Genomic DNA, 19149 nt, shown 5'->3' with positions numbered 1-19149 from the left:
ATACGATAAATCGATTTCACTTATTAATCAGTAATTGTTTTTATCGACCTCAGCCCCGGTGACTGGTCAGTCGAACAGCGCCGGTGGCCATGAGCCTGTGCGTGCAGTGGCAGGCCTCATCTGACCGGTATCGCCTCAGGGAAGCAGCGGTATCGAAGTGCTCAACAATAAAAAAACAGGCGTTATTTCTCAATTTCTGCCGGCACACTCACACCCTGAGGTCAGAACCACAATGAACAACTCCATCGGCACCATCAAGCGTTGGCGCGTGCAGATCTTCGCGATCACCTGGCTCGCCTACGCCGCCTTCTACTTCACCCGCAAAGCCTTTTCCGTGGCCAAACTGGGGATCGCCGAAGACCCCACCTTCATGCTCGACAAAATGGCCATGGCCAACCTCGACGCCATCTACCTGACGGCCTACGCCATCGGTCAATTCGCCTGGGGCATCCTGGCCGACCGCTTTGGTCCGCGGGTCGTGGTGTTTGGCGGGTTGCTGATTTCAGCAGCGGCAGCCATGGTGATGGGCAGTTTCGCGACGTTGCCAATCTTCGCTACCTGCATGCTGATTCAAGGGTTTGCCCAGTCCACCGGCTGGTCCGGGCTGTGCAAGAACCTCGGCAGTTTCTTTCCCGCCGAACAGCGCGGGCGGGTGCTGGGGTTGTGGAGTTCCTGCTATGCCTTTGGTGGATTGGTGGCTTCGCCGTTTGCTGGCTGGTGGGCGTATACGCTGGTCGGCACCTGGCATGCGGCGTTCTTTTCCAGTGCTGCGGTGGTTGGGCTGGTCGCCGTGCTGTTTTTTATTTTTCAGCGCAACAAACCCGAAGACGTTGGTTTGCCGGCGGTGGAACCGGAGCCGCAACTGACGGTGCAAGAGGCGGAAGCGCAAAGCAAGATCAGCATGCTGGAACCGTTAAAAGAAATTCTGCGCAACCGCACCGTGCTCGTCCTGGGCCTGGCGTACTTTCTCTTGAAACCTGCGCGCTACGCGATTCTGCTCTGGGGGCCGGTGATCGTCTTCGAGCAAATGCCCTCGGTGGGCAAGGTGGGCGCGGCGATCATTCCCACTGCGTTCGAGCTTGCCGGGTTGCTGGGGCCGATCCTGCTCGGCCTGGCCTCGGACAAACTGTTCGGCGCCCGACGCATGCCGGCCTGCGTGATCAGTCTGTTGGCACTGACCGTTTCCCTGGCGTTGTTCATGGGCGCCCTGCACACCGGCAGCGTGTTGTTGGTGGTGGCGCTGCTGTTCGTCATGGGCCTGACCCTGTACGGACCGGATTCGATGATCAGCGGCGCGGCAGCGATTGATTTCGGCACCGCCAAGGCGGGCGCCACGGCCGCCGGGTTCGTCAACGGTTGCGGTTCGGTCGGGGCGATTCTCGGCGGCTTGCTGCCGGGCTACTTCGACTCGGTCACCGTGTTCATCGTCTTCGCCGGCTGCGCCTTGTTCTCCGCCCTGGTGCTGATCCCCCACTGGAACAGCCGTCCGGCTGGCCTGCTGATCAAAAGCGCTTTCGTGCCTAACCAGGCAATGACCGTAAAACCCCTGCGTACCTGAGGAGTAACCGATGAGACCTTTCTGGCTGGAACAGGCGCTGGAGGCGGAGTCCTGCGCGCCGTGCGAACCTTTGGCGAGGGATACCCGCGCCGACGTGTGCATCGTCGGCGGTGGCTATACCGGGTTGTGGACCGCAATCATGCTCAAGGAGCAGAACCCCGAGCTGGATGTGCTACTGATCGAAGCGGACATCTGCGGGGCCGGCGCCAGCGGGCGAAACGGTGGTTGTGCGCTGTCCTGGTCGGCCAAGTACTTCACGCTGGAAAGGTTGTTCGGTGTCGAGGAAGCGGTGCGGCTGGTCAAGGAATCCGAGCGCAGTATTTACGCCATCGGCACTTTCTGCGAGCAGTACGGAGTGGACGCCGACTACCGCCTCGATGGCACGCTCTACACCGCCACCAACCGCGCCCAATGCGGCTCGACCGATGCGGTGATTGCGGCGCTGGAGCGCAACGGCATCAACTCCTTCACGCAACGGCCGGTCGCCGATGTTCAGCGCATGGCCGGTTCCAGCAAACACCTGGAAGGCTGGTTTTCGCCGGCCGCCGCGAGTGTGCAGCCGGGCAAGCTGGTGCGCGGTTTGCGCCGGGTCCCCTTGCAACTGGGCGTGAGGATTCATGAAAACACCGCGATGACCGGCCTGGAGGAGGGCCGGCCTGCGGGGATTCAAACCCCCAACGCCACCATCCGCGCCGACCGGGTGGTGTTGGCCATGAACGCCTGGATGGCCCGGGCGTTCCCACAGTTCGAGCGCAGCGTGGCGATCGTGTCCAGCGACATGCTGATCACCGAGCCCCGGCCCGACCTGCTCAACGAAATCGGTTTGACCAGCGGCGTCACGGTGCTGGACTCGCGGATTTTCGTGCACTACTACCACAACACCCCGGACGGCCGAATCATGCTCGGCAAGGGTGGCAACACCTTTGCCTACGGCGGGCGAATGTTGCCGGTGTTCGATCAACCGTCACCGTATGCCGGTTTGTTGCAGCACAGCCTGAACGAGTTCTTTCCGGCGTTTGCCGAGGTCAAGGTCGAGGCAACATGGAACGGCCCGTCGGACCGCTCGGTGACCGGTTTGCCGTTCTTCGGCCAGATGAGTAACAGCGGTAACGTGTTTTACGGTTTCGGTTATTCCGGCAGCGGCGTCGGCCCGTGCCATATGGGCGGGCAGATTCTAGCCTCGATGGTTCAGGGGCTGGACAACGCCTGGACCCGTTCACCGTTGGTGAATGGCCCGTTGGGCTACTTTCCGCCGGAACCGATTCGTTACCTGGGCTCGTTGATGGTGCGCAACGCCATCCGCCGCAAGGAGCGCGCCGAGGATCACGGGCGCCGGCCGCGGCATCTGGACGTGCGTCTGGCCAAGTTCGCGGCGGCGGCAGGCAAGGCTGACAAGGGCTGATCAGTCCTGACGGTTGACCAGCCAATCGAGCAGCAAGCGTCCATCGCCCCGTGGCGGTCGAGCGAGTCGAGGCGCTGGCGGGTTGCTCGAAGCCGCACACAGCACCGGGCGATCCGGGTCGCTGTCGAGAAAACTGATCAGCACGTCGGTGCCGGCGAGCGGCAGCCAGGACGGATCGATCCGACCGTCCGGCGCTGCGAGGGCCACGGGTAGCCAGAGGCCGGTGGATTGATCGTCATCGGCCTGCGCAGCGGGCCACAAACGGACTTCTATTCGCCCTTGTGCATCCAGCACCGCCGGCTGCCCGACCGGGCCCAGCACCCGCGCCGTCTGATAACCCGGAATACTCGGTCTGGCCTGCGTGAGCGCGGGCCGGAACACCGTGGACCACGGAATGGCGCTGAACTGATTGCTGTAACGCCGGGTCATGTCGAATGTGTCCTCGGCGAGAATCGACGGCTGTTGGCCTTGATGCCGGATCTCGGTCAGCAGCCACTGATCGTTGAAGTTCGGGATGGGATGTTCCGACACTTGCACGATGCATCCGTTGCGCACATCACTGTGATTGCTTTGCCCCTGTACCTGACGGTGTCGACAGCGCAGGCGTTCGAGTGATCGACGACTCGATTGCTCACGCTCGAGCTGTTGCGGCGCAGGCGACGCGGTGAGTGGGGGCGAGGCGTGACGCTGGAACAATTCACTGATCACCGGCGCGTGGGTGCGATGGGGTGATTCTTCGTAAAAGGGCATCAGCAGCGGTTCCTGGGGGAAGCTCAGGCTGTCATCCGCCAGCACCAGCACATGGCCGTCGCGCTGATGTTCGAAGTGATAGTGGATGCCTTCCTCTTCGCAGAGCCGTTGCAGGAACGCCAGGTCGGTCTCATCAAACTGAATGCAAAACGGTCGCACGGGATAGCGCCCGTTCGGCAATTCAAAACGGTAGCTTTCTTCGGGGATCGCGTTTTGCGCGAGCAACTGGCGCAGGATGGCGGGCACGCCGAGTTGATGAAAGACCCGACGGCAAGGGTGCCGGTCCAGGTGTAGAAGCCAGGGCACCAATACCAGGTGATAGCCGACTCGGTGCGGGCCACGATACTCGCGACTGGCGCTGTGCAGGATGCCATGAATGCCGGTTTCATCCCCCAGGCTCAGGAACGCCGGTTGCTGCAGCAACTGCTCGAGGTTCATGGCCGGTGCCAGGCCGATCACTTCGATCTCGAAACGATAGGGCTGGTTAAGACTTTCTCGGCCACTGAACTGCAGCACCTGCAAAATCAAACCGCTGTCCAGGAGGGTCAGGGTGTAGGGACTTTCCTTGTCGTTGTGCATCGAACGCGCTTCTGCCATGGAATATGGGCGCAGAGGGTACGAAACCACGGCCCTTTATAGTCACCGCAAATCGACTTTTCAGAATCGCCCTACAAGCACCGGTGAAGATGTCGATTCGTCATGCGGGTGTGCCGGGTGGAATTTTTGGTCGATTGCCAACTTTAGGCCGTATAAACTTGCGCAAAGCGTCGGCCAATAGATGTCTCGGCGCCACAGATAAGAGAGTGAGTAATGGGCGCACAGTGGAAGGTTAAGCACAAAGAAGCGGCATCTAACGCCAAGGGCAAGATCTTCGGCAAACTGGTAAAAGAAATCACCATTGCTGCGCGCAATGGTGCCGATCTCTCGACTAACGCACACCTGCGTCTGGTGGTCGAGCAGGCCAAGAAAGCCTCGATGCCCAAGGAAACCCTGGATCGCGCGATCAAGAAAGGCGCGGGCCTGTTGGGCGAAACCGTGCAGTACCATCGCGTGACCTACGAAGGCTTCGCTCCGCATCAGGTGCCGCTGATCGTTGAATGCGTGACCGACAACATCAACCGCACCGTCGCTGAAATCCGCGTGGCCTTCCGCAAGGGCCAATTGGGCGCTTCCGGTTCGGTGGCGTGGGACTTCAACCATGTGGGCATGATCGAGGCGTCCCCGGACAGCCCTGACGCCGATCCGGAAATGGCCGCGATTGAAGCCGGTGCACAGGATTTCGAGCCAGGTGAAGAAGAGGGCACGACCCTGTTCCTGACCGAGCCAAGTGACCTGGACGCCGTTCAGAAAGCGCTGCCTGAGCAAGGTTTTACCGTGTTGGCGGCCAAGTTGGGCTATCAGCCGAAAAACCCGGTGACCGGTTTGAGCGATGAGCAAATGGCTGAAGTCGAGGCGTTCCTGGAAGGCCTGGATAACCATGATGATGTGCAGGATATGTTTGTTGGTTTGGCCGGATAAGCCAAACGGGTTGTAATTCTATTTGTGGCGAGGGAGCTTGCTCCCGCTGGACGGCGGAGCCGTCCCAAAAGCGACGGCTGCTGCGCAACCGAGCGGGAGCAAGCTCCCTCGCCACAGGTATTGTATTTGTCTTTAGTACCTCAGTTGGACGCGGATAACGCCTGTCCTATCTCGCTGAACCCCGGCCGCGCCAGCACATCCGGCTGACAGCAACGCTGCTGCAATGCCTCCAGCTGCAAGCGCCTTTCATCACTCAACCCTGAGTCGATCCGCTCCAGCAATTCCCCCAACAAAACCCCAAACGCCCGCACCTCAATTCGTTGCAGCGCTCGGCTTTCCAGGCTGTCGCATGTCGCATGAAAAGACGCCGCGCCAAAATCTCCCAACAGGCAATCACCGTGTTCGTTCCACAAAATATTGTGGCCATAGAGATCACCATGGGTGATGCCTTGACGGTGCAAATGTTCGGCCACCGAGGCGATGCCGCGAGCCATGCGCAGCGCCACATCGGCACTGAAACGGGTGTCATCGGCATAGACGTCACGGGTACAGGACGCCAGGCTCGGCAGCCCGGCCAGATTGCGGTAACTCGGGTCGATCAGTTGCATGACCAGCCCGGCCTGCTGTTCGGGATGCCCGACGATCCGGCCTTCGACCCGGATCAGATTGGGATGAATGCCGGCGGTGATGCAGGCGTTCATCTCGTGCAGCGGTGAACCGTCGCTGGTCATTTCGCCTTTGTAGAGTTTGACGGCGACCTGAGTCGCCAGTCGTTCCCACAACGCCCGATGAATCACCCCCGAAGCGCCTTCGCCCAGTTGTTGCTCCAGGCACAGTTCAGACCAAGCAATGCTCGTCGTGGCTTCGAGGGCCGCCGCATCGGCTTCGGTTTCCAGCGGGTTACCGGCGTAGGCCAGCCAGGTCAGGCTCGGCAGGGTCAGCAGCCACTCGGGCAGTTCGGTCAGTTGATTGGCGGCGATGCGGATCAGCTCGAGTCGATGGCAATGGCGCAGGCTTTCGGGTAGACGCTGCAAGCGATTGCCGGCGAGCATGAGTTTTTGCAAGTGCGGGCGTTGACCCAGCTCATCGGGCAGTTCACGCAGGCGGTTGTCGGTCAGGATCAGCCAGCGCAACAGCGGCGGCAGCGCAGCGGCAGGGACCGTTTCGATGGCATTGGCCTTGAAGCCGATCATCGTCAGCGCGGCGCATTGGCCGAGGCACGCGGGCAGTTCGGTGAACAGATTGTCCGAGCAAAACAGCACGCGCAGATGGGTCAGGCGATGCAGGTCATCCGGCAGGCTGCTCAAGGCGTTGCCGCTGAGGTTGAGCACTTCCAGCGAGTCCGCCAGGTCGAAGATTTCTTGCGGAAATTCGGTCAGGCCACAGGCCAGATCCAGACGGGTGATGCCCGAGAGTTGGCCGGCGCGCAGTTGGGCGAGGGTATCCATGGACGGGTTCGCTATTGATCGAGTGGAGGGCGCGGGGGCCTGGAAATGGGCGACATGATAGCGGGAAAGGTGTGTCGCCTGTGAGGCAGCCATCGCGAGCGGGCTCGCTCCCACAGTTGACCGAGTTACCTGGGCGGACGCGGACTAATGTAGGAGTGAGCCTGCTCGCGAAAAGGCCGGTGCAGCAACACAAAAACTACGGATCTCTCACCTCCACCAACTGCCCCAACCGACTCCGCGTCCGCGCAAAGTCAATCGCATCGCCCCCCAGGCTTTCGCGCAACGATCGCTCACCGAGCAACGTCAGGTGCTTGTCCTGATCGTACAAAACGTCGATCAAATTGATGAAACGCTGCTGCGCCGCCATCGAGCACTCTGCCAGGTCGGGCAGCTCGTCGATGATCCAGTGATCGAAACGCCGGCACAGCTCCAGATAATCCATGACCGCCGTGGGGCGTTCGCACAGATCGCCAAAGGTAAAACCGATGGTGCGTTGTTCGCAGCGGCGCGCTTGAAGGTGCCGTACGCCGACCGGCAGTGGCAGGGCCGGTGCGCCGCGTTCCGGCAGGTCCAGCGCCTGGCGTTGCGCCACGGTGCCCGGCCAGACGTAGCGGCCATGGGTAAACACCTGCTGCGCGTGCGTCCTCATCTGGCTGCGGTAGTCATGGGGGCCGCCGACTTCCATGACCTGCATGCGCGCATGGATCAAGTCGATCACCGGTTTGAAACGTGCGTGATAGAGCGGGTTGGGCAACAAACCTTCGGGCGGATAATTGGAGGTCACCAGCAGCAGAATGCCCCGTTGGAACAACGCCTTGAACAGCCGCGTGATGAGCATCGCATCGCCGATGTCGTGGACGTGGAATTCGTCGAAACACAACACACGGCAGTCGCTGAGCAACTCATCGAGGGTGACGGCCAGCGCATCAGGCTGATCACGATGACTGAACATGCCCTGGTGCAGCCGGGCAAAGAACTGATGAAAGTGCAGGCGCTGTTTTTCCGCGATCGGGATGGCCTGGAAAAACCCGTCGAGCAACCAGCTCTTGCCGCGTCCGACCGCACCATGCAGATAAAGGCCAGGGAGTGTCTTTGCCGATTTACCGAGCAGTGCCGTGGCGTGCTGCGCCATGCAGTCGATCACGCGCTGCTGGCTGTGGCTTAGGGTGTAACCCTGGGCGTGAGCGTGGTGACGGAAGTAATCGTGGATCACTCGACCGGACGCACTGACGGGTGCAGCGGATGCCTTGCCGAACAAGCGGCGAAGCGTGGGCCAGCGCGGTGTGAGTCGCGAACGGTTGGGCGGTCGAACGGCCACTGTGATGTCACCCCGTAATCGTCAGGCAGGCTGCCCGAGCTGCGGCGGCGTAGTGTAACCAAAGGTAGGATTTGCCTTCCAGTGATGTCAAGGCATGGTCGAGCAGGACGCTCGCAGCAAACGCTATCGCCTGAGCCTGGAGTTTTTTGCGCTGGCGGCGCGGGCCGGTAACACCGGCAATCTGCGTGAACTGGTGCGGCCGTCGCTGTTGCGGCTGTCGGCCTCGCTGGGGGATTCGTTGTTTCTGCTGGCGCGCAGCGGGTTTGATGCGATCTGTCTGGATCGCAGCGAAGGGCCGTTTCCGATCCGCACCTTTACCGGTGATATCGGTGGGCGGGTGGCGCTGGGTGTGGGGCAGGGCAGCCTTGCGATCCTGGCGTTTCTGCCGGAAGAGGAGCGCGATACGGTGATCCATTACAACTTGCCGCGGCTCAAGGATTTTCACCTGTACGACGAGGTGTTCCTGCGCTCAGAAGTCGAGAATGTGCGCACGTTGGGTTATGCGGGGCGCAACACCGGCGTGCTGCAAGGCATGGCCGGTGTGGCAGTGCCGATTCTGGATCGGGAAGGGCGGGCTGTGGCGGCGTTGAGCGTGGCCACGGTGAGCGATCGCCTGGGGCCGGACCGTCTGCCGACGGTGGTGGACATGCTCAAGCGCGAAGCGGCGCTGATCGGGCCGCGGATCAATCCGTTTGATCCGCTGCTGCGTCGGCCTTCGCAAGTGTTCGGGCAGGGCTGAGCAAACTCTCCAAATAACCACTGAACCCCTGTGGGAGCGAGCCTGCTCGCGATAGTGGAGTATCAGTCGCCATTGATGGTGCTGACACTCCGCTATCGCGAGCAGGCTCGCTCCCACAGGGGATTGTTGTCGGGGTCAGAATTGGGTGGTTTGCTTGAGCATCTGCGCCGCCGGCGTATCGCTCGGGCTGACCATCGCATAGTTGTAGCCGGCGCCGGACCAATACTCGGCCTGCAACTCGCCATCGCTGCGACTGCCACGGGGCAGCAGGTTGTTTTTCGGCCCAGGCGGTCGCACGTAGAAGCTGATCTTGTGCCCGCCCTGGTCCTCGTAAACCACCATCGCCGCTGGCCCTTGCTCGGTGCTGAGCAAACGGCCGCTGACCGGTTTGTAACCCGAACTCGCCAGGTCCGGCAGGCGATTGGCGTGGGTGAAATAACGGTCGAGCCAGCCCTGCATGTCGCCGTCGTCGCTGACCTTGTAGTCGGCCGGGAGGATGCCTTGCTGGGCGATCAAGCGGTAAGCCTGCATCGCATCGGTCATCGGCGGTGACGCGCCGACCAGCGTCATTTCTCGCGCCTGCCAGCCACTCAATCCACCCACGCTGACCGCAATCAACAGCACCGCAGCGCTGGCCAGATGACGGCGGGACTGGCGTTTCAGGCGTTGGCGAATCAGCGCCGGGTCGAGGTCCGGGTTGGCCGTATAGTGCAAAGCGCCGCTCATGGCCGCGCGCAATTGTTGGGCGTCCTGCTGCCAGGCGCGCAGTTGCGCAGCGGTCTCAGGATTGCTGGCCAGGTAAGTCTCGACCAGACGTCGGTCGGCGTCGTTGAGTTGATGATCGACGTAGGCGTGCAGGTCGCGTTCGCTCGGGGGCATGCTGATCATTTGAGTATCCGCAGAGAAGGGCTGGTGATTTCGCCGTCGCTGAGTTGGCGCAGGGCCTGACGGGCGCGGGACAGGCGGGACATCACGGTGCCAGTGGGGACGTCGAGAATCTCGGCGACCTCTTTATAACTCAAACCTTCCACCGACACCCAGAGCAGCAGCGCGCGCTGTTCAGTGGTGAGACGGTCGAAGGCTTGCAGGGTTGATTGGGCAATCACGGTGCGCTCTACCGATGGCTCGGCATCGTCACGGCCGGTGAAGAATTCGAGCATCCGCGCATAACGCCGGGAACGCCGGTGGGCGTCGAGAAACTGTCGGTAAAGTATCGAAAACAACCAGGCGCGCAAGTCACCTTCAGGGCGTTTGTCGCCCCAACTGGAGAGGGCGCGCTCCAGGCTCGACTGCACCAGATCGTCCGCGCTGCTGGGATTGCGTGTCAACGACACGGCAAATCGCCGCAATCTGGGAATGATTTCTCTGAGTTGTTCGTCGATATCGTTCATGAAGTTCTGACTAGTCACTACGCTGTGGACTAGGGAGACGCCCGGCGTTCGAGGTTATTCCACGCTTGAAAAAATAAATACCGCGCGATGGAATAAAGCTGTGTGCGGTTCGTCTGCTTGATCCTTCTCACTTGTGGCCGATGGCCCTGGAGTCATTCATGGTAGATCGTTCATCACCGCCCACCCGGCCACCGCTGAGTACCGCAAGCCTGATATTGCGCCTGACTGGCATTGCTGTGGTGGTTGCTGCGTTGGCCGGGGCTTTTGCCTACGTCAACGGCACCTTTGACCCACAGCGTCTGACGCCGAAAAAACTGATCAACGTGCTGGAAACCAACAACGGCGTGCACCCGGGGTTCCGGCGTAATCACTCCAAAGGGGTGTGCGTGATCGGGCATTTCGAGAGCAGCGGCGAGGCACGCACTTATTCCAGTGCGCAGGTGTTCAATGAGGCGCAGACCCCGGTGGTCGGGCGTTTCGCGTTACCCGCCGGCAATCCCTACGCACCTGACAGCAGCGTGCCGATCCGCAGCATGGCGTTGCGTTTCACCCAGGCTAACGGCCAGCAATGGCGCACCGGGATGAACAGCATGCCGGTGTTCCCGGTGGGCACGCCTGAAGCGTTCTATCAATTGCAACAAGCGCAATCGCCGGATCCGGCCACTGGCAAGCCCAATCCTGCGGCGGTTCCGGCTTTCTTTGGCGCTCACCCGGAAGCTGCGCCGTTCCTGGCCTGGATCAAGACGGCCAAGCCGTCGGCCAGTTATGCGACGGAGACGTACAACAGCGTCAACGCGTTTTACCTGGTGAACGCAGCAGGACAGCGGCAAGCGGTGCGCTGGAGCATGACGCCGATTGCTCAGGATGCCGCGGGTGCCACGGCGCCTGAAGGGGCTGACTTCCTTGAAAAAGACCTGGTGCAGCGTTTATCCGCCGGGCCGCTGCGTTGGCAGTTGAACATCACCTTGGCGAACCCCGGTGATCCGGTCAACGACGCCAGCAAGGCATGGCCTGATGGTCGCAAAGTCGTGAACGCCGGCACTCTGGTGCTTGAACGCACTCAACCGCAACTCGATGGCGAGTGCCGCGACATCAACTACGACCCGCTCGTATTGCCGGCCGGTATCGAAGGTTCCGACGACCCGTTGCTCGCCGCTCGCTCGGCGGGTTACGCCAGTTCCTACCTGCGCCGCACCAGTGAAGTCAATCAGTTGCCTGCCGCCAATGCTAAACAGGAGGCTCATCAATGAGCGCTCAACCGAACCATTTCGCGCCATTGGCGCGGCTGCTGCATTGGCTGATGGCGCTGATGATCATTGCGATGCTGTTTATCGGCGCGGGCATGGTCGCTTCGGTGTCCGAGCGGCATGAATGGCTGATCCATCTGCACAAACCCTTGGGCGTTGCGATTTTGTTGCTCGTGATCGTGCGTCTGGTGGTGCGTTTTTCCACGCAACAACCACCGTTGCCGGCGGACTTGCCGGGTTGGCAGGCACTGGCGGCAAAGGCTTCGCATATCTTGTTGTACGCCTTGATGTTCATTTTGCCGCTGCTGGGCTGGGGGATGATCTCGGCGGCCGGGGATCCGGTGATGCTCAGCAATTCGTTCCAGTTGCCGTCGATCCTGCCGGCCAATGCGCAGATGTTTGCGTTTTTGCGCAAGGCTCATGGGTATCTGGCGTATTTGCTGTTTCTGACCGTGCTGCTGCATTTGGCGGCAGCGTTATTTCACGGTTGGGTGCGGCGTGATGATGTGCTGGACAGCATGTTGCGGGGGAAGGATCGCGGCTGAATGAGTCATGGCTGCATGCCGGGCATGCAGCCATCGAGGGTGATCAGCGCAGTGTATCGACCATATCGGCAACGGTCGTCAGCACGTCCTTGCCCAATTGCTTGGAGCGCTTGCCCGACCAACCGGTCAGTGCGTTGGGCGCGTCGTTGTTGTCTTTGAAGGGCATCTCCAGGGTCAGGGACAGGCAGTCGTACTTCTGACCGACACTGTTACAGGCCAGCGTCATGTTGGCTTTTCCCGGCTCGTCGCGGGTGTAGCCATGCTTGGTCTGGAAGTCTTTGGTCAGGTGTTTCAGATGGCTGCGGAAATGCTCTTCGAGTTTTTCGATCCGCGGCGTGTAGCCCGGGTTGCCTTCGCAACCGGCGGTGAACACGTAGGGGATCTCTTCATCGCCATGGATGTCGAGGAACAAGTCGACGCCGTAGGCTTCCATTTGCTGCTGAACGAACAGCACTTCCGGGCTGATTTCCTGGCTGGCGCTCTGCCAGGCGCGATTCAGGTCCTGGCCCATGGCGTTGGTGCGCAGGTGACCGTGGAAGGCACCGTCCGGGTTCATGTTCGGCACCAGGTACAGGTCGGCGCTGGCCAGCAGTTTGTTCAGCACCGGGTCGTCGTGCTTTTCCAGGCGCTCGATCACGCCTTCCATGAACCACTCGGCCATGTGTTCACCGGGGTGTTGCTGGGCAATCATCCAGACCTTGCGCTGACCTTCGGCGCCGGTGCCTTTGCGCAACAACTGGATGTCACGACCTTCCGCGCTTTTGCCGGTGGCCAGCAATTGAGTACCGGCCTTGGTCAGCGCCTGCTCGATCAGCCAGTCGTGACGGCCGCGGCTGTAGGGTTCGAAGTAGGCAAACCAGGCGTGAGTGGCCGTGGCTTCAAGGCTGAAACGCAGGCAGTCGCCTTCGAAAATGGTCGGTACGCGGAACCAGTTGACGTGGTCGTAGGACGCTACGGCCTGATAACCGTCCCAAGCCTTGTTGTATGAAGACTTGCTGGCATTGTTCAGACGAAACCAGTGCTCCTGACCGACATGCAGACCGCTGGCCTTGAAATGGAACCACTGGAAATGCTGGCTGCGGGTGTCTGGTTTGATGGCCAGCAGCGCTTGAAGTGGATTGCTGATGTCCAGCACTTCAATGTTGCCGCTGTCGAAATTTGCGCTGATGTCGAAAGAGGATTTAGCCACGGTCATAGTCGATTCCTGAATATGATTTTATGGCTGCTACTTTACACGCTAGGAAGGGAAAAACCGGGGGAAATTGCGGGGGGAAAGTGGGGGGCGTCCTCCTTGACGCAGACGCAGCTTAGAGACTGTGCGATTGATTCTCAAGCGCTATTTTTCTTTAGTTTGGGCCAATGATGCCGGGCTTCTCTTGCCAATCGATATGCTTTTGATATCATCCGCGCCAATCGAATTCGCAACACCTGAAGACTTCATTAGCCTGAAGCCAAAGCCAGAATAACTGGCAAAAAAAGACCCGGCAAAAAGCCGGGTCAAAAACCGTGATTAGCCTGATGAGGAGATAGTCCAGGAGACCGACCTAAGGTCTCTTGGTCCATCGACTGATCTCGCGATCAGCTTGGTGCAATAATAATCATTCTCGTTTGCAAGTCAAATGATTTTATCTGCACGATTGGAAAATTCTTTCCTGTCCTCTTCAAAACGGGCGTCTGACTCAGACGCTCTGTCCCTGTAAAGAACGATCAATCATCGCCTTGGCCATGTCGATCATATGCACCGTCGAAAAGGCCAGGTCCCGACTCGCACCGTGCAGGTTGCTGGCCGACTCGTAGGCGGTTGCTGCGGCACAACGCAACAGATCCGACGCATGCACCAGCGCCTCTTCTCCGCTGACGGCAGGGTTTACATCAAAAAATCGCTCCTCGACCACCGCTTCCGACACAGTTGGTTTCAAGTAATAGTCCAAGGCTTTTTGCGCGGCGGCGTTGCCTTTGGGCGAGGTGAGGGTGGTGTCCATTTGCATATCCGACAGGTCATTGCTGGGTAACGTCATGGCGATGGCAAGCTCCGTGATAGATTCAGATCCGTGAACCAATCCTAGTACGAACTGTATTTGTGACGAGAATTTAAATACTACAATTTGTGTTTTGTTGCTTGGAGTACGCCACGTATCGTGCCGCCCATGGATAAATGGATTGAGTTGGTCAAAGCCAAGATGAGTGAGCTCAAAGTCACTCAGGAAGTACTCGCCGATCGCCTCGGGATGTCCCAGGGCGGCGTGGGTCACTGGCTGAATAAACGCCGTCAGCCGAGCATCGAGGACATGAATCGTGTCTTGCGGGCGCTCGGGATGGATTTTCTGGAAGTGGCGATGGTGATTCGGGAGCCTTTAGTGCTGCAGGACGACGAGATGTCCCTGACGCACAAGTACAACCCGTACTTCCGTTACCCGGTCAGTGACTGGCGCGTGCCTGCCGAGGTGCGTGACGGTGAGCTATCGGTCTACGGCAAGCCGCGTTTCGAACTGACCGATTACCACGCTCAAGGCGCGGCTTTCTGGCTCGAGGTGGTCGGCGATGCGATGACCGCCCCCAGCGGTATCAGCATTGCCGAGGGCATGATGATCCTGGTGGACCCGGCCATTGTGCCGGAACCCGGGAAGCTGGTGATTGCGCAATGGTCGGACAGCATCGAAGCGATTTTTCGCAAGCTGATCGAAGAGGGCGGGCAGCGTTACCTGGTACCGCTCAATCCGACGTATCCGAAAGCCCTTTTCACCGAAGAGTGCCGAATCCTCGGCGTGGTCGTTCAGGCAACGGCCAAGTTCTAATCAGATCGGTCCGCGCAATGCGTAGGACCGATCTTCATTTCACGCTTCTTCCAGTTCGACCAACGCACTGCCTTCGCTGACCATCTCGCCTTCCTGGCAATACAGTGCCTTGATCACTCCGGCGTGGGGCGCGCGAATGCTGTGCTCCATCTTCATTGCTTCCAGCACCACCAATTGCGCCCCGGCTTCGACCGTTTGCCCAGCCTCGACCAGTACGCGCACGATGCTGCCGTTCATGGGCGCGGTCAGCCCACCTTGATGACTGTGACTGGCTTCGACGGCGCTGATCGGGTCGTAAGCCTCGATGCGGCGCAATTCACCTTCCCATTGCAGATACACCACCTCGCCACGACGGATTGCCCGGTGCTGGCGACGCACGCCGTTATGCTCGGTCAGCAGCTGCTCGCCCTTGAGTTGTGCGGTGTGGGCATCAACGTTACCCAATGTCAGCGCCCGGTCTTGTCCTTCGCAACTCAAGTGAAGGGTGATTTCCCTCGGCAGCCCGGCGCGGAAACCATTGCCCACACCCCAAGGCGAACTCGGGTCATCAGTGCGCGGAGAACCCGACTGGCTCTGGGCAACTGCTTGAGCGGCGGCTTGCCAGAATTCGTCACTGAGGCCCGCAGGCTCTGGCAGCAATTGCTCCTGATAACGCGGAATAAACCCGGTATCCAGTTCTGCCGCCGCAAACGCCGGATGGCCGACGATCCGGCGCAGGAAGTTGATGTTGGTCTTGAGCCCGCCGATCACAAACTCATCCAGCATGCTCAACAACCGCAGCCGCGCTTGTTCACGGTCTTCGCCCCAGGCAATCAGCTTGCCGAGCATCGGGTCGTAGAACGGCGAGATCTCATCGCCTTCCTCAACACCGCTGTCGACCCGACGTCCCGGGCCTTCAGCCGATTCGCGATACAACTCCAGGCGCCCGGTGGCCGGCAGGAAATCATGGCTCGGGTCCTCGGCATACAGTCGCACTTCAATCGCATGGCCGATCAGCGGAACCTGCTCTTGAGTCATCGGCAGCGCTTCACCGCGAGCCACGCGAATCTGCCAGGCCACCAGATCAAGGCCGGTGATCGCTTCGGTCACCGGATGCTCGACCTGAAGACGAGTGTTCATCTCCATGAAGAAAAACTCGCCGCGCGAATCCAGCAAAAACTCCACGGTACCGGCGCCGACATAGCCGATGGCCTGCGCCGAACGCACGGCGGCTTCGCCCATGGCGCGACGCAGTTCCGGGCTCAAGCCTGGAGCGGGCGCTTCTTCGACGACTTTCTGATGGCGACGCTGAATCGAGCAGTCACGTTCGTTGAGGTACAGGCAGTTACCGTGCTGATCGGCGAACACCTGGATTTCCACATGACGCGGTTTGAGCAGGTACTTCTCCACCAGCATCCGCGAATCGCCAAAAGAGGATTTCGCTTCACGTTGCGCCGAGGCCAGGGCTTCGGCCAACTGGCTGACGTCCTCAACCACTTTCATGCCCTTACCGCCGCCGCCCGCCGTGGCCTTGAGCAGCACCGGATAACCGATGCGTTCACAAGCGTCGCGGAAGGTGTCAAAGTCCTGGGCTTCGCCGTGATAGCCGGGCACCAGGGGCACGCCGGCAGTTTCCATCAGGGCTTTGGCGGCGGACTTGCTGCCCATCGCGTCAATGGCCGAGGCGGGCGGGCCGAGGAAAATCAGGCCGGCGTCTTCAATGGCACGGGCGAACCCGGCGTTCTCGGACAAAAAGCCATAACCGGGGTGAATCGCCTGAGCGCCGCTAGCCTTTGCCGCCGCGATCAATTTATCGATTTGCAAATAGCTGTCAGCCGCTTTGCTGCCGCCGAGGTCAACGCGGATATCCGCTTCGCGGCTGTGCCGGGCTTCACGGTCCGTGGCGCTGTGCACGGCCACGGTGGTCAGGCCCAACGCCTTGGCGGTGCGCATCACCCGGCAGGCGATTTCGCCACGGTTGGCCACCAGCAGGGTGGTGAGAACAGGTGCGCTCATCAACGCGGCTCCTTGGTGGTGGTCGGTGCTTGCCAGCTCGGCGGACGCTTTTGCAGAAAGGCACGCAGGCCCTCCTGGCCTTCGGGGCTGACGCGGATGCGGGCGATGGCATTCTCGGTGTAGCGGCGCAGGGCCGGGGTCAGCGCGCCGTTGCCGACTTCACGCAGCAAGTCCTTGCTGACGCGCATGGCCGCCGGGCTGTTGAGCAGCAAATTATCGATCCACTGTTCGACTTTTTGCTCCAGCTCATTGATCGGATAACTCTCCGACAACAGGCCGATTTCCCGCGCTCGTTGTCCGCCGAAACGCTCGGCGGTCAGCGCGTAGCGACGTGCCGCGCGTTCGCCGATGGCTTGCACCACGAACGGGCTGATCACCGCCGGTGCCAGGCCGATGCGCACTTCCGACAGGCAGAACTGCGCGTCATCGGCGCCAATCGCCATGTCGCAGCAACTGATCAGGCCCAGCGCGCCGCCATAGGCCGCGCCTTGCACTACGGCGAGCGTCGGGATTTTCAGCTTGGCGAGGTTGTACATCAACTCCGCCAGTTCCCGGGCGTCGTCGAGGTTGGTGTGGTAATCGAGCTCGGCCGATTGCTGCATCCAGGCCAGATCAGCACCGGCGCTGAAATGCTTGCCGCGGCCGCGCACCAGCAGAAACCGCAGGCTGGCATCGGTCGATACCTTGTCCAGCGCGAGGATCAGTTCGCGGATCATCTCTGCGTTGAACGCGTTGTTCTTTTCTTCACGGCTGAGCCACAGGGTCGCGAAACCCCGTGGGTCGGTCAGCAGTTCGAGGGTGTTGAAGTCGCTCATGATTTTCTCCGATCACATCCGGAACACGCCGAAGCGGCTCGGTTCGATAGGCGCGTTCAGCGACGCGGACAAGGCCAGGGCCAACACGTCGCGGGTCTGCGCCGGGTCGATGACGCCGTCGTCCCACAGCCGTGCGCTGGAGTAGTAAGGGTGGCCCTGTTCTTCGTATTGATCGAGGATCGGCTGCTTGATCTCGGCTTCCTGCTCGGCGCTGAACCCCTGGCCACTGCGCTCTGCCTGCTCACGCTTGACTTGTACCAGCACGCCGGCCGCCTGCTCGGCACCCATCACTCCGATGCGCGCGTTCGGCCACATCCACAGGAAACGTGGGTCGTAAGCCCGCCCGCACATGCCGTAGTTACCGGCGCCAAAACTGCCACCAATGATCACGGTGAATTTCGGCACCTTGGCACACGCCACGGCGGTCACCAGTTTCGCGCCGTGCTTGGCGATGCCGCCGGCCTCGTATTTCTGGCCGACCATGAAACCGGTGATGTTTTGCAGGAACAGCAACGGAATGCCGCGCTGGCAGGCCAGTTCGATAAAGTGCGCGCCTTTCTGCGCGGCTTCGGCGAACAGGATGCCGTTGTTGGCGAGGATCGCGATCGGGTAACCGTGCAAATGCGCGAAGCCGCACACGAGGGTGGTCCCGAACAGCGCTTTGAATTCGTCGAACACCGAACCGTCGACCAGCCGCGAGATCACCTCGCGTACATCGAACGGCTGCTTGGCGTCGGCCGAAACTACGCCATACAACTCGTCGCTGGCGTAGAGCGGGGCGATCGGCGTGCGCAGTTGCAGTTCGCCGAGCTTGCGCCAGTTGAGATTGGCGACGCTACGTCGCGCAATGGCCAAGGCGTGTTCATCGCTTTCGGCGTAGTGGTCGGCGACACCGGAAATCTTGCAGTGCACATCGGCCCCGCCGAGGTCTTCGGCGCTGACCACTTCACCCGTCGCCGCTTTTACCAGCGGCGGACCGGCGAGGAAAATGGTGGCCTGCTGGCGCACCATGATCGCTTCGTCGGCCATCGCTGGCACATACGCGCCACCGGCGGTGCACGAGCCCATGACCACCGCGATTTGCGGGATGCCCATGGCACTCATGTTCGCCTGGTTAAAGAAGATCCGTCCAAAGTGTTCACGGTCCGGAAACACTTCATCCTGACGCGGCAAGTTGGCGCCGCCGGAGTCCACCAGATAGATGCACGGCAAGCGGTTTTGCTGGGCGATGGTCTGGGCACGCAGGTGCTTTTTCACGGTCAGCGGGTAATACGAGCCGCCTTTCACGGTGGCGTCGTTGGCGACGATCATGCATTCGACGCCTTCCACGCGGCCGATGCCGGCAATCACGCCAGCCGCCGGAACGTCTTCGCCGTACACCGCGTAGGCCGCCAGCTGGCTGATCTCGAGAAACGGTGAGCCCGGGTCGAGCAGACGATTGATCCGCTCACGAGGCAGCAATTTGCCCCGCGAGGTATGGCGTTCTTGTGCCTTCGTGCCGCCCCCTTGCTGCACTTGGGCGAGCAGGGTGTGCAGGGCGTCGACCTGTTTGAGCATCGCCGCGCTGTTGGCCGCGAACTCCGCCGAACGGGGGTTGAGCTGGGTATGCAGGATAGCCATGGACAGCT

At 60.7% G+C, this 19149-nt stretch carries 16 protein-coding genes and 1 pseudogene; 7 read left to right on the top strand and 10 right to left on the bottom strand.

The window, feature by feature from the left end:
• Positions 1-232 precede the first annotated feature (232 nt).
• Positions 233-1558, top strand: a complete 1326-nt coding sequence (locus ACA070_RS20215) for an MFS transporter (RefSeq protein WP_497448065.1) — start codon at positions 233-235, stop codon at positions 1556-1558.
• Between the two features lie 10 nt (positions 1559-1568).
• Complete coding sequence (locus tag ACA070_RS20210) at positions 1569-2960, top strand: FAD-dependent oxidoreductase (protein WP_497448064.1); 1392 nt, start codon at positions 1569-1571, stop codon at positions 2958-2960.
• Here ACA070_RS20210 and ACA070_RS20205 read toward each other — a convergent pair whose 3' ends face one another.
• Positions 2961-4289, bottom strand: a complete 1329-nt coding sequence (locus tag ACA070_RS20205) for a type VI secretion system Vgr family protein (protein WP_497448063.1) — start codon at positions 4287-4289, stop codon at positions 2961-2963. It lies immediately after the preceding gene.
• A 231-nt stretch (positions 4290-4520) separates the two neighbouring features.
• On the opposite strand from ACA070_RS20205, the gene ACA070_RS20200 reads away from it, so the two are divergent.
• Positions 4521-5228, top strand: a complete 708-nt coding sequence (locus ACA070_RS20200; RefSeq protein WP_497448062.1) for a YebC/PmpR family DNA-binding transcriptional regulator — start codon at positions 4521-4523, stop codon at positions 5226-5228.
• A gap of 140 nt (positions 5229-5368) precedes the next feature.
• On the opposite strand, the gene ACA070_RS20195 is transcribed toward ACA070_RS20200, so the two are convergent.
• Both ACA070_RS20195 and zapE read right to left on the bottom strand, forming a co-directional pair.
• Positions 5369-6676, bottom strand: coding sequence for a leucine-rich repeat-containing protein kinase family protein (locus ACA070_RS20195; protein ID WP_497448061.1), 1308 nt, complete (start codon positions 6674-6676; stop codon positions 5369-5371).
• Between the two features lie 196 nt (positions 6677-6872).
• Positions 6873-7994 (bottom strand): cell division protein ZapE, encoded by a 1122-nt coding sequence (gene zapE, locus ACA070_RS20190; RefSeq protein ID WP_497448060.1) that lies wholly within the window; start codon positions 7992-7994, stop codon positions 6873-6875.
• Between the two features lie 88 nt (positions 7995-8082).
• Here zapE and ACA070_RS20185 point away from each other — a divergent pair.
• A pseudogene (locus ACA070_RS20185) lies at positions 8083-8733 on the top strand (IclR family transcriptional regulator); the annotation flags it as partial.
• Between the two features lie 135 nt (positions 8734-8868).
• On the opposite strand, the gene ACA070_RS20180 reads toward ACA070_RS20185, so the two are convergent.
• Positions 8869-9621 (bottom strand): anti-sigma factor family protein, encoded by a 753-nt coding sequence (locus ACA070_RS20180; RefSeq protein ID WP_497448059.1) that lies wholly within the window; start codon positions 9619-9621, stop codon positions 8869-8871.
• Positions 9618-10124, bottom strand: a complete 507-nt coding sequence (locus tag ACA070_RS20175) for an RNA polymerase sigma factor (RefSeq protein ID WP_497448058.1) — start codon at positions 10122-10124, stop codon at positions 9618-9620. The genes ACA070_RS20180 and ACA070_RS20175 overlap by 4 nt, the downstream gene beginning before the upstream one ends.
• 158 nt (positions 10125-10282) lie before the next feature.
• Between ACA070_RS20175 and ACA070_RS20170 the strand changes: the two genes are divergently transcribed.
• On the top strand, positions 10283-11374 hold the full coding sequence (locus ACA070_RS20170; RefSeq protein ID WP_497448057.1) for a catalase family peroxidase: 1092 nt from the start codon (positions 10283-10285) through the stop codon (positions 11372-11374).
• Positions 11371-11916 carry a cytochrome b gene (locus ACA070_RS20165; protein ID WP_497448056.1) on the top strand — a complete coding sequence of 182 codons (546 nt, stop codon included), beginning with the start codon at positions 11371-11373 and terminating at the stop codon, positions 11914-11916. The genes ACA070_RS20170 and ACA070_RS20165 overlap by 4 nt, the downstream gene beginning before the upstream one ends.
• A gap of 43 nt (positions 11917-11959) precedes the next feature.
• Here ACA070_RS20165 and ACA070_RS20160 read toward each other — a convergent pair whose 3' ends face one another.
• Positions 11960-13111 carry a M14 family metallopeptidase gene (locus ACA070_RS20160; RefSeq protein ID WP_497448055.1) on the bottom strand — a complete coding sequence of 384 codons (1152 nt, stop codon included), beginning with the start codon at positions 13109-13111 and terminating at the stop codon, positions 11960-11962.
• A gap of 484 nt (positions 13112-13595) precedes the next feature.
• Complete coding sequence (locus tag ACA070_RS20155) at positions 13596-13934, bottom strand: DUF6124 family protein (RefSeq protein ID WP_461954819.1); 339 nt, start codon at positions 13932-13934, stop codon at positions 13596-13598.
• Between the two features lie 129 nt (positions 13935-14063).
• On the opposite strand from ACA070_RS20155, the gene ACA070_RS20150 reads away from it, so the two are divergent.
• Positions 14064-14711: a LexA family protein gene (locus tag ACA070_RS20150; protein ID WP_497448054.1), complete on the top strand. Its 648-nt coding sequence runs from the start codon at positions 14064-14066 to the stop codon at positions 14709-14711.
• 39 nt (positions 14712-14750) lie between these two features.
• On the opposite strand, the gene ACA070_RS20145 is transcribed toward ACA070_RS20150, so the two are convergent.
• Genes ACA070_RS20145 through ACA070_RS20135 form a run of 3 tightly spaced genes read right to left on the bottom strand, consistent with a single transcriptional unit; the run spans position 14751 to position 19141 of the window.
• Positions 14751-16706 (bottom strand): acetyl/propionyl/methylcrotonyl-CoA carboxylase subunit alpha, encoded by a 1956-nt coding sequence (locus ACA070_RS20145; RefSeq protein WP_497448053.1) that lies wholly within the window; start codon positions 16704-16706, stop codon positions 14751-14753.
• The gene (locus ACA070_RS20140; RefSeq protein ID WP_497448052.1) at positions 16706-17521 is read right to left on the bottom strand and encodes a gamma-carboxygeranoyl-CoA hydratase; all 816 of its coding nucleotides are present in this window, start codon (positions 17519-17521) and stop codon (positions 16706-16708) included. The genes ACA070_RS20145 and ACA070_RS20140 overlap by 1 nt, the downstream gene beginning before the upstream one ends.
• A 12-nt stretch (positions 17522-17533) precedes the next feature.
• Positions 17534-19141 (bottom strand): carboxyl transferase domain-containing protein, encoded by a 1608-nt coding sequence (locus ACA070_RS20135; RefSeq protein ID WP_497448051.1) that lies wholly within the window; start codon positions 19139-19141, stop codon positions 17534-17536.
• Positions 19142-19149 lie beyond the last annotated feature (8 nt).

The organism is Pseudomonas sp. LBUM1678 (assembly GCF_059695575.1).
This window is presented reverse-complemented; position numbering and strand designations above follow the sequence as displayed.